Annotated in this window: 10 protein-coding genes and 1 other RNA gene; 9 read left to right on the forward strand and 2 right to left on the reverse strand. The window is 63.4% G+C overall.

Annotated elements, in window-relative coordinates:
• Positions 1–307 precede the first annotated feature (307 nt).
• The gene (locus ACTIGC_RS08610; RefSeq protein WP_439634180.1) at positions 308–802 is read left to right on the forward strand and encodes a fasciclin domain-containing protein; all 495 of its coding nucleotides are present in this window, start codon (positions 308–310) and stop codon (positions 800–802) included.
• Between the two features lie 70 nt (positions 803–872).
• On the opposite strand, the gene rimK is transcribed toward ACTIGC_RS08610, so the two are convergent.
• Positions 873–2,348, reverse strand: a complete 1,476-nt coding sequence (gene rimK / locus ACTIGC_RS08615) for a 30S ribosomal protein S6--L-glutamate ligase (protein ID WP_439634009.1) — start codon at positions 2,346–2,348, stop codon at positions 873–875.
• A gap of 218 nt (positions 2,349–2,566) precedes the next feature.
• On the opposite strand from rimK, the gene ACTIGC_RS08620 reads away from it, so the two are divergent.
• The 3 genes from ACTIGC_RS08620 (at position 2,567) to ettA (ending at position 6,178) form a co-directional block, all read left to right on the forward strand.
• Positions 2,567–3,403 (forward strand): pirin family protein, encoded by an 837-nt coding sequence (locus ACTIGC_RS08620; protein ID WP_439634010.1) that lies wholly within the window; start codon positions 2,567–2,569, stop codon positions 3,401–3,403.
• A gap of 50 nt (positions 3,404–3,453) precedes the next feature.
• Complete coding sequence (locus tag ACTIGC_RS08625; protein ID WP_439634011.1) at positions 3,454–4,419, forward strand: glutathione S-transferase family protein; 966 nt, start codon at positions 3,454–3,456, stop codon at positions 4,417–4,419.
• A 94-nt stretch (positions 4,420–4,513) separates the two neighbouring features.
• Complete coding sequence (gene ettA, locus ACTIGC_RS08630; protein ID WP_439634012.1) at positions 4,514–6,178, forward strand: energy-dependent translational throttle protein EttA; 1,665 nt, start codon at positions 4,514–4,516, stop codon at positions 6,176–6,178.
• Here the strand turns inward: ettA and ACTIGC_RS08635 are convergent.
• Positions 6,175–9,816, reverse strand: coding sequence for a hydantoinase B/oxoprolinase family protein (locus ACTIGC_RS08635; RefSeq protein WP_439634013.1), 3,642 nt, complete (start codon positions 9,814–9,816; stop codon positions 6,175–6,177). The two genes, ettA and ACTIGC_RS08635, sit on opposite strands and share 4 nt — an antisense overlap.
• Between ACTIGC_RS08635 and ACTIGC_RS08640 the strand changes: the two genes are divergently transcribed.
• The 5 genes from ACTIGC_RS08640 to rnpB all read left to right on the forward strand — a co-directional run bounded on the left by ACTIGC_RS08640 (position 9,815) and on the right by rnpB (position 13,056).
• Positions 9,815–10,516, forward strand: coding sequence for a TerB family tellurite resistance protein (locus ACTIGC_RS08640; protein WP_439634014.1), 702 nt, complete (start codon positions 9,815–9,817; stop codon positions 10,514–10,516). The genes ACTIGC_RS08635 and ACTIGC_RS08640 overlap by 2 nt on opposite strands.
• A 153-nt stretch (positions 10,517–10,669) precedes the next feature.
• Positions 10,670–10,951 carry a hypothetical protein gene (locus ACTIGC_RS08645; RefSeq protein WP_439634015.1) on the forward strand — a complete coding sequence of 94 codons (282 nt, stop codon included), beginning with the start codon at positions 10,670–10,672 and terminating at the stop codon, positions 10,949–10,951.
• A 73-nt stretch (positions 10,952–11,024) separates the two neighbouring features.
• Positions 11,025–11,936, forward strand: coding sequence for a DMT family transporter (locus ACTIGC_RS08650; protein ID WP_439634016.1), 912 nt, complete (start codon positions 11,025–11,027; stop codon positions 11,934–11,936).
• Positions 11,933–12,613 carry an N-acetylmuramoyl-L-alanine amidase gene (locus ACTIGC_RS08655; RefSeq protein ID WP_439634017.1) on the forward strand — a complete coding sequence of 227 codons (681 nt, stop codon included), beginning with the start codon at positions 11,933–11,935 and terminating at the stop codon, positions 12,611–12,613. The genes ACTIGC_RS08650 and ACTIGC_RS08655 overlap by 4 nt, the downstream gene beginning before the upstream one ends.
• Positions 12,614–12,645: 32 nt before the next feature.
• Positions 12,646–13,056, forward strand: an RNA gene (rnpB, locus tag ACTIGC_RS08660) — RNase P RNA component class A.
• Positions 13,057–13,160: the final 104 nt, after the last annotated feature.

Genomic DNA, 13,160 nt, shown 5'->3' on the forward strand with positions numbered 1-13,160 from the left:
CCCCCTGACAACGATGATGAAGGCTCAATTCCTTTCACCGTCGATTTGCCGGGCTGTTGCCTGCGTCCGTCTGGCACTCTTCACGCCCGCGGACGGCCCGCGGACGGCCCGCGCGGCACTCGCTGCCCATTCCCGCCTTCACGCGGCCACGCCGCTTTCAGCAACTTTCTTCACCCAAGGTGATCCACCCTCTTCAGTATCGCGTATTCGATACAAGATACCGCTTCCCGGTATCCGCGAGGCTGGCCGGCTTCCCCCGGACGCCCGGCCTCGTTCCGGCAATAGAAACGGAGACTGTTAGATGCGTATGACCGCCATGATTTCCTCGACCGCTGCCGCTGCCGCGCTTCTGGCTGCGCCGGTACTTGCTGACCATCACCGCGGCCCGGCCGACATTGTCGACACGGCTGTGGCCGCTGATGATTTCAACACGCTGGTGGCTGCCGTTCAGGCCGCTGACCTTGTTGATGCGCTCAAAGGCGAAGGCCCGTTCACGGTGTTTGCTCCGACCGACATGGCTTTTGCCGGACTGCCCGAAGGCACGGTAGACACCCTGCTGATGCCGGAAAATCAGGCCCAGCTGCAGGCCGTGCTCACCTATCACGTCGTGCCGGGCAGCTACACGTCAGACAGCGTTGATCCGGGCAGCTATGACCTTGAAACCCTGCAAGGCACGACCGTCAACGTGGTCGTCGGTGAAGACGGCTCGGTCACGGTGGATGGCGCCAATGTCATTACGGCTGACATCGAAGCCTCTAACGGCGTGATCCATGTTATCGACGCCGTCATACTGCCGAACTGATCCCCCTCCATAGATTCGGCATGTCAAAGGGCCCGTCACGCTCCCCGGTGGCGGGCCCTTTTTGTGCTTGCTATTCGCCGGCTTCCTCGCTGGCCTTGCCGCTGGCTTCGATGACTTTCAACTCGGTGTTTTCCGGCGCGTCGGAGGCTTTGAGGACGCCCTTGCGCCTTGAGGCGCGCGGCAGGGAGACCGTCTGCACCTGGCTTTCCATGTATTCGATGATGATGCCCGCGACGTCTTTTTCGCTGGTGCGTTCAATGCCTTCAAGGCCCGGCGAGGAGTTCACCTCGAGGATTTTCGGCCCGGAATTGGACCGCAAGAGATCCACGCCCGCGACCGAGAGGCCCATCGCCTTGGCGGCCTTGACGGCGGTCGAGCGCTCTTCTGGTGTGATCTTCACAGCCTCTGCCGTGCCGCCCCGGTGCAGATTGGAGCGGAATTCGTCGGCGGAAGCCTGACGCTTCATCGCCGCGACCACCTTGCCGCCGACAACAAAGCAGCGAATGTCCGCTCCGCCGGCTTCCTTGACGAATTCCTGCACGATGAAATTGGCTTCCAGCCCGCGGAAGGCGTCGATCACGCTCTCGGCGGCCTTTTTCGTATCGGCCAGCACCACGCCGCGCCCTTGCGTGCTCTCCAGCAGCTTCACCACCAGCGGCGCGCCGCCCACCAGCTCGATCAGCGTCTTGGTGTCCTTGGGCGAGTGAGCGAAGGCGGTGGAGGGCATGCCGATGCCTGCGCGGGCCAGAAGCTGGTGCGCATAGAGCTTGTCGCGGCTCGCGCCAATGGCGGCAGCCGGGTTCAGGATATAGGCGCCGGTCATGGCGAACTGGCGGATCACGGCCATGCCGTAATTGGTCATGGACGCGCCTATGCGCGGGATCACCGCATCAAAGCGCGGCAGGCGGCGGCCATCATAATAGATCGCGGGCGAGAGCGTGTTGATGCCCATGGAACAGCGTGCCGTGTTGATCATCTCGGCGACATGGCCGCGCGCCTCGGCGGCCTTTTTCAGGCGCTTGGAGGAATAATTGGTAGGCTCGCGCGTGAGTATCGCTATGCGCAAGGGCCGTTTGACCGGCTTCTGGCGCGGATAGTCGGAATAGACCTTGTAGCCGATCTTGCCCTGCACATAGGAGACTGCCGGATTGACCACGATCCCGTCGCGGATGGCCGTGCGGCCCAGCAGCATGCGGTAGTTCATGCTCTCGCGGTTGGTCAGGGTCAGCTCGATCGGCCATTGGCGCCCGCCAACATCGACCATCGCCTCGATCACCCAGCGCAGCTCGGACTCGCCATTGGACGAGGTGACTTCGCGCCGGTCCACCGCCGGGGCCGCGCAGGTGATCTCCACATCAGGCTGGCTGGGAATGGGGTGAATGACAAAACGCACCTGGGGTGCGTTGTCCGGTCCGAACGGCTCCACGGACACCGCATGCAGCGCAGAGGTACGCGCGCCGGTATCCACCTTGGCCTTGATCGCGGGAATACCCAGCTCCGGGAAGGACGCCCATTCTTCCCAACCCAGTACAAACGGTTGATCCATCAAACCCTCGATAGCCTTCTGGCGTCCTGATCGTGATACGGGCGCTGCCCGGTTGCCGCCTGCCTTAGCGCGCAATTTCACGCGCGTCCATCGGGCCCGCTTGCTGGCGCAAAGTCAATTTCTTCCCGCGCGGAAAGATATATCTGCAAGGCGTCTGCCTCGACGTGCCGCGCCGCATAGCCCATGTGTCGTCAATCGCGCTTAGCAGGAGACTCTCCATGGCCGGAATTTATCGCCCGCTGGTGAAGCTGACACGCGGCATGGCCGCTTCTGACGGGGCAGGGGTCAAGATGACCCGCCTGCTCGGCACGCCGGAATTACGTGTGCTGGACCCGTTCCTGATGCTCGACAAATTCCACTCTGACAATCCGAACGATTATCTGGCGGGGTTTCCGGAGCATCCTCACCGTGGCTTTGAAACCGTGACCTACATGGTCGCGGGCCGGATGCGCCACAAGGACAATAAGGGCCATGAAGGCGTGATAGAGCCGGGCGGCGTGCAGTGGATGACCGCCGCTGGCGGGATCATCCATTCCGAAATGCCGGTGCAGGAAGACGGCCTGATGAGCGGCTTCCAGCTCTGGATCAACCTGCCGGCCGCCGAGAAGATGAAGCCTGCCGCCTATCAGGAATATGATGCTGACGAAGTACCCTCCGATATCCGCGAGGGCGTGGTGGCAAAGATCGTCGCCGGGCGCACCTCCGCCGGCGTTGAAGGCCCTGTGAAGAACATCTCGACGCAGCCTTTCTACGCTGAACTCGTTATGGAACCGGGCGCTGTGTTCGAGGAGCCGATACTGGCCGACAAGACCACCATCCTCGCCATCCATACCGGCGCGGTCAGCGTGTCGGGCATCGCCCTGCCAGAAGCGCATCTGGGCGTGTTCGGCCCCGGTGACACGGTGCGTATCGAGGCCGGGCCGGAAGGTGCCCGCGCGATTCTGGCAGCCGCTTATCCGATTGGCGAGCCGATCGCCTGGGGCGGTCCGTTCGTGATGAATACCGAAGGCGAGGTGCGCCAGGCCATGCTGGACTACCAGATGGGCCGGTTCTGAAGGGCCAAAAAGCGCCGCGGCAATAGAAGCAGACTTGAAGGAGACCGCCTATGGGACGGCTCGTGGACGGCGTCTGGAAAGACGAATGGTATGACACCAAGAGCTCGGGCGGAAAGTTCGAGCGCCAGGACAGCGTGTTCCGCAACTGGGTGACGGCAGACGGCTCAGCCGGACCCAGTGGAGAGGCAGGCTTCAAGGCCGGGCCCGGACGCTATCACCTCTATGTATCGCTGGCCTGCCCGTGGGCGCACCGCACGCTGATCTTCCGTCATCTCAAAGGGCTGGAAGAGATGATCCCGGTCTCGGTCGTTCACTGGCTGATGAAGGAAAACGGCTGGACCTTCAAAGATGGCCCCGGCGTGATCCCCGACCCCTTGCACGGCGCCGACTACATGTATCAGGTCTATACGGCGGCCAAGAGCGACTATTCCGGCCGCGTGACCGTGCCGGTGCTATGGGACAAGCACAAAAACACCATCGTCTCCAATGAGAGCGCGGACATTATCCGCATGTTCAATTCCGCCTTTGACCGGGTAGGCGCGGCGCCGGGTGATTACTATTCCGAACCCCTTCGCGGCGAGATCGATGCCTTGAATGAGCGCATCTACCACACGGTCAATAACGGGGTTTACAAGTCCGGCTTTGCCACCTCGGCCGAGGCGTACGAGGAGGCCGTGACTACCCTGTTCGAGAGCCTGGACTGGCTGGAAAGCCTTCTGTCCGATGGCCGCGAATATCTGACGGGCACGCAACTGACCGAGGCCGACTGGCGGCTATACACCACGCTGGTGCGCTTTGACCCTGTCTATCACGGCCATTTCAAATGCAATCTGAAACGCCTGATCGACTATCCGCATCTGGCCGCTTACGCGCGCCGTCTGCACGGCCTGCCGGGTATTGCCGAGATTTTCAATCTCGAGCACGCCAAGCGGCATTATTACGAGAGCCATGACATGATCAATCCATCCGGCATCGTGCCGCTGGGGCCGGATGTGCATGTGGCCGACGGGCGTTAGGGCGCTCACCCCTTCCATTGCCAGTGCGCGCGTCCTTGCGCTATAGCGCGGCAGGACTTTCTCCCCCTGCCGCGCCGTCAAAGGAGCCTCGCTCATGTCGTCCTATCAATACGTCTATCACATGGACAAGCTGGCCAAGACCTATCCGGGCGGCAAGCAGGTCTTCTCCGGCATTTCGCTCCACTTCCTGCCCGATGCCAAGATCGGCGTCGTCGGCGTCAACGGCGCGGGTAAATCCACCCTGCTGCGCATCATGGCGGGCATGGATACTGACTTCACCGGTGAAGCCTGGGCGGAAAAAGGCGTGCGCGTCGGCTATCTGCCGCAGGAGCCGAAGCTCGATGAGGCCAAGACCGTCTGGGAAAACGTCATCGAGGGCTCCGAAGACAAGAAAATCTACGACGAATACAACGCCATCGCCATACAGCTGGCGGAAGACTATTCCGACGAGCTGATGGAGAAGATGACCGCCCTGCAGGAGCAGGTCGATGCGCGCGATGCGTGGGATATCGATTCCAAGATCGAGATGGCGATGGAGGCCCTGCGCTGCCCGCCCGGCGATGCTTCGGTTGCGAACCTTTCTGGCGGTGAGCGCCGCCGCGTGGCCATCTGCCAGCTTCTGCTGTCCAAGCCGCATATGCTGCTGCTCGACGAACCGACCAACCACCTCGACGCCGAGAGCGTGGCCTGGCTCCAGCATCACCTTGAAAACTATGACGGTGCGGTGCTGATCGTCACCCACGACCGCTACTTCCTCGACTCCATCACCACCTGGACGCTGGAGCTCGATCGCGGTCAGGGCATCCCCTATCAGGGCGGGTATTCGGCCTGGCTGGAGCAGAAGGCCAAGCGTCTGGCGCAGGAATCGCGCGAGGAAGGTGCCAAGCAGCGCGCGCTCGCCCGCGAACTGGAGTGGATCCGCTCCAGCCCGAAAGCCCGTCAGGCCAAATCCAAGGCGCGTATCAAGTCATACGAAGAGATGCGCGACGCGGCCGATCGCGAGAAAATCTCCACCGCCACCATTCGCATTCCGCCGGGCCCGCGCCTGGGCGGCAATGTGGTGGAGTTTGATAATGTCTCCAAAGGCTTCGGGGACAAGCTGCTGATCAAGGACCTCTCCTTCAAGCTGCCGCCGGGCGGTGTGGTCGGCGTGATCGGCCCGAACGGGGCGGGTAAAACCACCCTCTTCAAGATGATTGTCGGCGAGGAGCAGCCCGATAACGGCACGGTGAAAATCGGCGAGACGGTCAAGCTCGGCTATGTGAACCAGTCGCGCGATGCTCTGGATGCGAAGAAAAATGTCTGGGAGGAAATCTCAGGCGGCCACGACATGCTCTCGCTTGGCGGGCATGAGGTGCCGAGCCGGGCCTATGTCGGCGCGTTCAACTTCAAGGGCGGCGACCAGCAGAAGAAGGTGGGCGTGCTCTCGGGCGGTGAACGCAACCGGGTGCATCTCGCCAAGATGCTCAAAGAAGGCGGAAACCTGCTCCTGCTCGACGAACCGACCAACGATCTCGACGTGGAAACCCTCTCCGCGCTCGAAGCCGCGCTGGAAGACTTCCCCGGCTGCGCCGTGGTCATCTCGCACGACCGCTTCTTCCTCGACCGGATCGCCACCCACATCCTAGCCTTTGAGGGCGACAGCCATGTGGAGTGGTTCGAGGGTGCCTTCTCCGACTATCTGGAAGACAAGAAACGCCGCCTTGGCACCGATGCGCTGGTGCCGACCCGCGTCAAGTTCCAGAAGTTCGAGCGTTAGTCGCGAGATTTCCCATACCCGCCGCCGCCCGGCGTTTCGATCTCGATTGAATCGCCGGGCGATAGCTGGACCGAGAACAGGGCCGGCTGCTGCTCGACGCGGCCATCGGCGCGGATAACGCGTGCCTTGCCGGGTGCCCCGTCTCCGCCGCCTTTCAGGCCGGGAGGGGCAACACGGCGGCGCCCGGAGAGCAGGCTGGCCTCCATGGCCTGAAGAAACTCGATCCGGCGCACCGAGCCATGCCCGCCGCGCCATTTTCCGCTGCCTCCTGAGCCTTCGCGTACCCGGTGGGTAAGCACCCGCACCGGATAGCGCAGCTCCATGATTTCCGGGTCGGTGAGGCGTGAATTGGTCATGTGGGTATGGACGGCGTCCGCGCCGTCAAATCCGCTTCCATCAGCCAGAAGACCCGCGCCGGAGCCGCCGCAAATCGTCTCGTAGTACTGATATGTTTCGTTTCCGAAGGTAAAATTGTTCATCGTGCCTTGAGCGGCGGCCATGCGGCCGGTAGCGGCGAAGAGAGCGTCGACGATGAGCTGGCTGGTCTCCACATTGCCGGCCACCACCGCGCCCGGCGGACGAGGCGCGATCAGCGAGCCTTCGGGGATGATGATCTCCACCGGCTTCAGACAGCCTTCATTGAGGGGTATCTGATCCTCGACCAGGCAGCGCAGCACGTAGAGCACGGCAGCGCGCGCAACGGCGCTGGGCGCATTGAAATTGTTCGGCATCTGCGCGCTGGTGCCGGTAAAGTCGATTATGGCGGTGCCGTCGCCGGGCTTGGTGGTGATGGTCACGCAGATGCATTCTCCGCCTTCCAGCTCCATTACCGCAGAGCCGCTTTCGAGAGCGCCGATAATGCGGCGCACGGCGCGCTCGGCATTGTCCTGCACGTGACCCATATAGGCCTGCACCACGCTTAAACCCTGTTCGGCGATCAGGCGTTGCAGCTCCTGCGCGCCGCGCGCGCAGGCCGCCAGCTGGGCTTTGAGATCGGCGATATTGCGCTCCGGCGCGCGGGCCGGATGTTTGCCCGATCCCAGCGCTTTGCGCACGGCTGCCTCATCAAACTTCGTGTCCGAAAGAATTTTCACGGCATCGAACACCACGCCTTCCTCGTCGATGGCTTTCGAGAAGGGCGGCATGGAGCCGGGCGCGATCCCGCCCACATCGGCATGGTGCCCGCGCGCGGCCACGAAGAAGAGGCGCTTGCTGCTATCGTCACACACGGGCTGGATCACCGTGATGTCGGGCAGATGCGTGCCGCCATTATAGGGCGCGTTCAGTGCCACGGCTTCGCCGGCGGCCAGATCGGGGTGAGCATCGAGTGCGGCACGCACGCTCGCCGACATGGAGCCCAGATGCACCGGCATGTGCGGCGCGTTTGCGACGAGCCCGCCCTCTGCATCAAAGACAGCGCAGGAAAAATCCAGCCTTTCCTTCATGTTCACCGAGTGGGCGGTGCGCTCCAGCACCACGCCCATCTCCTCGGCGATACCCATGAAGCGCCGGTTGAAAAGCTCCAGCGTAACCGGGTCGAGCGCGGTAGAGCCGGTCGTTCTTGTGGCCTCGCCCGTCCGCTCCATGATCAGGGCGCCGGTGCGCCCCGGCCGCGCCGTCCACCCCTCATCCAGGGTGATCGTCTGGCCCGGTTCCATGATCAGGGCGGGGCCTGAAATGATCTGCTCCCCGCCAAGTTTCGCCAGCGAATAAACCGGCGCGTCGTGCCAGCGTCCGCCAGAGAAAATGCGTGTCCGATCCTCCGGCTCCACGCTCTGCGCGCTCGTGTGCGGGGTGGAGGGCAGAACGGCGCCTGAAGGGGATTCCGCCTTCACCGATACCGACTCGATCATCAACACAGCATTGACAGGCGGTGCAAATCCGAACAGGCGAAGGTGCGCCTCGTCATGCGCGGCGCGCGCCGCATCGAGCCCGCTCATGGCAACGGGCAGGGCGGTGTCTGATCCCGCCACGCGAAGGTGTAGCTGGCTGGTGACGCGTATCTCCCCGGCGCCTTGCGCTTTGAGCGCTTCGCTTGCCTCGTCCTCCAGTGCGGACAGGCGCGCCTGCGCCGCCTGCAAGCCATCGGCGTCCAGCGCCACTTCCAGCCCGGCCTGGCGCGTCTCCAGAAGGGCGGCCATGCCAATTCCCAGAGCAGAGAGAAGCCCCGCCTTGGGGTGAATGATGATACGGCTCATGCCGAGCGCAGCGGCCACCTGACAGGCATGCTGCCCGCCCGCGCCGCCAAACGCGTTCAGCGCGTAGTCCCGCGGATCGATGCCCTGTGAGATGGTAATCTGGCGGATGGCGCCGGCCATGGCTTCGGCAGCAATGGCAAGAAACCCTTCGGCGGCTTCTTCTGCACTGCCCGCTCCTATGGATGCCGCCAGCGGTTGGATGGCCGCGCGCGCAGCTTCAATGTCCAGCGGAGCATTGCCGTCCGGTCCGAAGACGTCCGGAAACCATCCGGGATGTACTCGGCCCAGTACAATGTTCGCATCTGTAATGGTGGCTGGGCCACCATTCCCATAAGCCGCCGGCCCCGGCCTCGCCCCTGCACTGTGCGGGCCGACGCGGGCGCGCTCCCCGTCAAAATGCAGGATGGATCCGCCGCCTGCGGCCACGGTGTGGATGGACAGCATGGGCGCGCGCAAGAGGCGGCCGCCAATGCGCACCTGGTCGCGGCGTTCAAAGGCGTCCCCGTCATAGCGTGAGACGTCAGTGGAGGTGCCACCCATGTCAAAGCCGATAACCCGGTCCAGCCCTTCCGCCCTGGCTGTCTGCGCCATGCCGACCACGCCGCCAGCAGGGCCGGACAGCACAGCATCGCGAGCCCGAAAGTGCCCGGATCGGGCGAGCCCGCCGGAGGATTGCATGAAGTAAAGCGGAATGCCGCCGAGCCCCTTGTCCACGCGGGCCGCATAATCCTGCAGCACCGGGTCCAGATAGGCGTCGATCACGGTGGTGGAGGCGCGAGGGACCAGCCGTACCAGCGGGCTTACCTCGCTCGACAGGCTGACATGATCAAACCCGGCCGCGCGGGTCAGTTCCGCCACTTTCGCCTCATGCATATCATTCACATGCGAATTAATAAGCGCAATGGCCACCGACTGCAGGCCTTGAGAGCGGGCGTCTTTTAGCACGGCTTGCACCTCACTGCGATCCAGCGGGGCGATTTCGCGTCCCTCCACATCCAGCCGTCCGGCAATCCCGGCGATCCGCGCGGGCAGGGGCCGGGGCCGGTCAATGCGCAGGGCGAAAATGTCCGGGCGGGTCTGGTCCTGGATCAGCAGGCAGTCCTCAAACCCCGCATTGGTAATGAAGAGCGTCGGCGCGCCATCTTCTTCCAGCAGCGCATTGGTGGCGACGGTCGTGCCCATCTTCACGCTGGCTGCGGTGTCAGCGGGCAGCCCGCCGGCCGACAGGCCGGTCATACGGCGCACGCCTTCACTGGCTGCATCACCATAGGCTGCGCTTTCCGAAAGCAGCTTCAGCGCATGCAGCTCGCCTTGCGGTGATAGTCCCAGAATATCGGTGAAGGTGCCGCCGCGATCTATCCAGATCTCCCACTTTGCGGTGCTGTCTGCGCCCATTTGCCCCTTCCGTTCGCCGGTTTTGCGGTGCAGATAAGCGCGCATGAGCGTCTGGCGCAAACTTGCAGAGCTGATCACCGGCCCGGCCGACCCGTTCGCCTGCCCAGAGGGCGACTGTCCGCCCGGCCATCGGGTGGACGATGCCGAATTTGCCATGGCCCTGATCGGGCTCGGTGCGAAAATGGCCAAGGCCGATGGCGAGGTTACTCATGACGAGGTGGCCGCCTTCCGCCAGGTCCTGCGTGCGCCAGCAGGTTTCGAGGCCTCGCTGATGCGCGCCTTCAACCTCGCCAAGCAGACAACGCTGGGGTTTGAGGGCTATGCGCGCCGGCTGGCGCGGCGTTTCCGCGCTCACCCGGCCATTCTCGAAGATGTGCTTGATGGCCTCTTTCACATTGCAAAAGCCGACGGACGGCTGACAGCGGAGGAAATGGAATACCTCCATTCGGTGTCGGGCATTTTCGGGTTCTCAGACAGCGAGTTTGACCGGATACGGGCCGGGCATGGCGCATCTGACGGGCAGGACCCGTATCTGGTGCTGGGTGTGGACCGCTCTATTGCAGATGGCGATCTGAAACGCGCCTACAGACGGATCGCATCGCAAAATCACCCCGACCGCCTGATCGCGCGCGGCGCACCGCCGGAACTGCAACGCCTTGCTGACGAGAAAATGGCCGTGATTAATACAGCTTACCAGAAAATCCTTGCCGAGCGGGGGCTGAAGCCGGCATTGGCTTCCTCCTGATTTCCTTGCGGGCAGCCGGGAGCCGATAACGGGCACTGGACATTAATTGTGTGACAGGCGCGCGCCCCTGCCATTGACGTGCGTGCGCAAACCCCCAACTCTAGGGGCGCAAGTGCTGGCCGCGAGGCCACAGCCTCTTCTGGAGCGAAGCAGATGACACAACAGCCAGCGTTCAATTCCGATGCCGCCATGCAGGCGCTGCGGGCGGTGCTGGCTGCGATCATCGCCGCAGCTTTCATCGGCCTTGTGGTGCTGCTTGCCGCCGTGCTGACAGCGGCGGCTTTTGTCGTTGCCGGTCTGGCAGTGCTGGGCGCTGGCGCGTACTGGGTCTACCGCAAGGTGCGCGGCCGCCGGAAGACGGACAGCTCCGTACTGGTCGCCCGCCGGGGGCCGCATGGCTGGACGGTGGACGGGACCAGCGCCCCGCGCAGCTAACGTGTTTGGCCGTGTAACACCCCTTATCGTTTCGTGACTTGAAGCCCGTGCGCTGGCCCGCTACAGCGCGGCCATGAGCCCGCGCCATTTTGCCCTTCTGTTCGCCGTCTGCCTTGTCTGGGGCATCAACTTCGTTGTGGCGAAATGGTCTGTTTCGGGCACGCCGGACCTTGTGCCTGGTTTCGAGGGCGTGCCTCCGCTGTTCTTTGCCTTCATCCGCTTTGCGCTGCTCTATGCGATGCTGGCGCCCTGGCTGCTGCCATTGCCGAAAAAGCTGGGTCCGGTCATCGGGGCAGGTCTGGGCATGGGGGCGATCCAGTTTGCCCTGCTGTTCACAGGCCTGCATTACGCCACGCCGTCTTCCATCGCGATCGTGGTGCAGCTCTCGGTGCCGTTCACAACAATTCTCTCCATCATGTTCCTGAAGGAAAAGGTGGGCTGGGTGCGTGCGGCCGGCATGGGCATGGCCTTTGCCGGGGCCTCAATGGTGGTCCTTAAACCCGCCGAGTTCACCTTCACTGCCGGATTGCTGGCCGGCGTCGGTGCGGCGATGGCGGCGGCGGCCGGGTCGATCTTCGTCAAGCGCGTCGAGCTGACCACCATCCCCTTGCAGGCATGGATCGGACTGTTCTCCTGGCCACCTCTGCTGATCGCCAGCCTGATTTTCGAGCGCGGCCAGATAGAGGCCATGCTGGCGGGCGGCTGGCTTTTGCTGGCGAGCATCTTCTTCACGGTGCTGCTGGTAAATATTTTCGGCCACGGCGCGTTCTACTGGCTCTTGCGCCGCTATGACGCCTCGCTGATCGCGCCGATGACGCTGATGGGGCCGCTGATCGGGGTCATTTCCGGCGTGGTTCTTCTAGGCGACCCGGTGAGCTGGCAGCTGATCGCTGGCGGCCTTATCGCGATTGCCGGTGTGGCCGTGGTGGCGGCGCGCCGGTCCAGCACACTGCCGCCGGAAACCGTGATACAAAAGCCGCGATGACACGGACCCGCCACCCTTCGCCCAACTTCAATGACCGTAGCCTGCCGGTCAGCATGCTGGTCCTGCACTACACAGGCATGGAAACGGGCAGGGCCGCAATCGACCGGCTGGCGGATCCTGCCGCGAAGGTCAGTGCCCATTATGTGGTGGAGGAAGATGGCAGCGTCATCGCCATGGTCGATGAGACAAAGCGCGCCTGGCATGCCGGATTGAGCTACTGGCGCGGTATTACCGACATCAATTCAGCCTCCATCGGCATCGAGATCGTCAATGGCGGGCATGATTTCGGCCTGCCGGACTATCCGCCCGCGCAGATCAGCGCCGTGACCGCGCTGTCACGCGAGATCATTGCACGGCACGCCATTGCGCCGGTCAATGTGGTCGGCCACAGCGATATCGCGCCGGGCCGCAAGATCGATCCGGGCGAAAAGTTTCCTTGGGAGATGCTGGCGCGCGAAGGCGTGGGCCTGTGGCCGGACGGGGCGGTTCCTGCCAGGCCGGATGAGCCGCGCGCGGCGGATCTCCTCAACGCTATCGGCTATAACCCGGACCTGCCCCTGAGCATCCTTCTCACCGAATTCCAGCGCCGCTACCGGCCCGTGCGCCTTGATGGCGTGCTGGATGATGAGAGGATGGGCCTGATCGAGGCGCTGGCGGCGCAAGTGGCCGCCGCTTGACCTTTGCCTGCTGAAAGCCGACTTAACACCCGTCAGGCGGCCGGGCAGCCGCTTCCGTCTAGTGCCGAAAGGCGGGCGGGAGAGGAAAGTCCGGGCTCCATGGAGGCAGGGTGCCGGGGAAATCCCGGCGGGCCGGGGGTCAAGCCCCGGTTCAGGGATAGCGCCGCAGAAATCAGACCGCCGGGCCTTCGGGGCCGGCAAGGGTGAAACGGTGGGGTAAGAGCCCACCGCCCCGACCGCAAGGAAGGGGGCACGGCAAGCCCCACCCGGAGCAAGACCGAATAGGGACGGGCGTCCGCTTCGCGCGGGCAGGTGCGCCTCTGCATTCCGTCCGGGTAGGTCGCTGGAGGTGGCGTGCAAGCGCCATCCAAGAGGAATGGCTGCCGCTTCTTTCCATATCGGAAAGAATGGCACAGAACCCGGCTTACAGGCCGCCTGACGCTTCAATTTCCTGCCAAATTCCAAACAGCGCGCCGGGCGTTAACTTTTTGTTCTTTGTCTGTTCTGTTTTATTGCGCCGCAACATGTTGCGGTTTTACTTGAGCGC

It is taken from the genome of Glycocaulis sp., assembly GCF_051859565.1.
Taxonomy (GTDB): Bacteria; Pseudomonadota; Alphaproteobacteria; order Caulobacterales; family Maricaulaceae; genus Glycocaulis.

Excerpts from the sequence above, each read along its gene's own strand:
- ACTIGC_RS08620 (WP_439634010.1), top strand. The coding sequence starts at position 2,567 with ATGGCCGGAATTTATCGCCCGCTGGTGAAGCTGACACGCGGCATGGCC.
- ACTIGC_RS08635 (WP_439634013.1), bottom strand. The coding sequence starts at position 9,816 with ATGCGCGCTTATCTGCACCGCAAAACCGGCGAACGGAAGGGGCAAATG.
- ACTIGC_RS08610 (WP_439634180.1), top strand. The coding sequence starts at position 308 with ATGACCGCCATGATTTCCTCGACCGCTGCCGCTGCCGCGCTTCTGGCT.
- ACTIGC_RS08645 (WP_439634015.1), top strand. The coding sequence starts at position 10,670 with ATGACACAACAGCCAGCGTTCAATTCCGATGCCGCCATGCAGGCGCTG.
- ACTIGC_RS08655 (WP_439634017.1), top strand. The coding sequence starts at position 11,933 with ATGACACGGACCCGCCACCCTTCGCCCAACTTCAATGACCGTAGCCTG.
- ettA (WP_439634012.1), top strand. The coding sequence starts at position 4,514 with ATGTCGTCCTATCAATACGTCTATCACATGGACAAGCTGGCCAAGACC.
- ACTIGC_RS08625 (WP_439634011.1), top strand. The coding sequence starts at position 3,454 with ATGGGACGGCTCGTGGACGGCGTCTGGAAAGACGAATGGTATGACACC.
- ACTIGC_RS08650 (WP_439634016.1), top strand. The coding sequence starts at position 11,025 with ATGAGCCCGCGCCATTTTGCCCTTCTGTTCGCCGTCTGCCTTGTCTGG.
- rimK (WP_439634009.1), bottom strand. The coding sequence starts at position 2,348 with ATGGATCAACCGTTTGTACTGGGTTGGGAAGAATGGGCGTCCTTCCCG.
- ACTIGC_RS08640 (WP_439634014.1), top strand. The coding sequence starts at position 9,815 with ATGAGCGTCTGGCGCAAACTTGCAGAGCTGATCACCGGCCCGGCCGAC.